The sequence below is a fragment of the Oleiphilus sp. HI0123 genome, assembly GCF_001635315.1.
The window spans coordinates 1-661 of sequence record NZ_LWGE01000798.1 but is presented as its reverse complement, the minus strand read 5'-3'; the positions used below and the strand labels follow the sequence as shown (position 1 = coordinate 661).

Sequence of the window (661 nt, the reverse complement as noted above, 5' to 3'; positions counted from 1 at the left end):
ACCCTGCCCTCGCACAGTTTTGATTAAGGAAAGCTTACAAGCCGTTTCAAGTTTCTTTCGAAGACGGCCAACCAAGACCTCTATCACGTTGCTATCCCGGTCGTAGTCTTGCTCATAAAGGTGCTCGGTCAACTCAGCCTTCGAGACTGGTCGCTCAGAATTTAGCAAAAGGTACTCTAGAATATTGAACTCAAAAGCAGTTAAGTCAATCGCGCTATCATTTACTGTGGCTTGCTTGGCCGATAGGTCTATTGTCAGAGTCTCAAACTTTAGCACTGAAGAGGCTTGGCCGCCAAAACGTCTGAGCAAGGCTTTAATACGTGCAAATAACTCTTCGACATGAAAAGGCTTCACCAGGTAGTCATCTGCACCAGCATCCAGGCCTTCAACTTTATCTTGCCAATTTCCGCGAGCAGTCAGTATCAATATAGGGAAGTCCCTCCCCGCTTTTCGCCAACGACGAATCACTTCAACGCCTTCAATTTTTGGCAAACCTAAGTCCACAACCGCCAGGTCGATCGGGAACTCCATTCCCTTATATAAACCTTCTTCACCATCAGCCGCGAGTTCAAGACAATAAGATTGTTGCTTTAAAGCATCTGCCAACTGTTCTCGCAGTTTGTTTTCATCTTCAATCACTAGAAGCTTCATCGTCTAGCTC

General features: G+C 46.0%; 1 protein-coding gene. It reads right to left on the bottom strand.

Going from position 1 to position 661, the window contains the following annotated elements:
• Window positions 1-651, bottom strand: a 651-nt coding sequence (locus A3761_RS06975; protein ID WP_068750029.1) for a response regulator transcription factor, incomplete at its 3' end; no start/stop codon positions are given.
• Window positions 652-661: the final 10 nt, after the last annotated feature.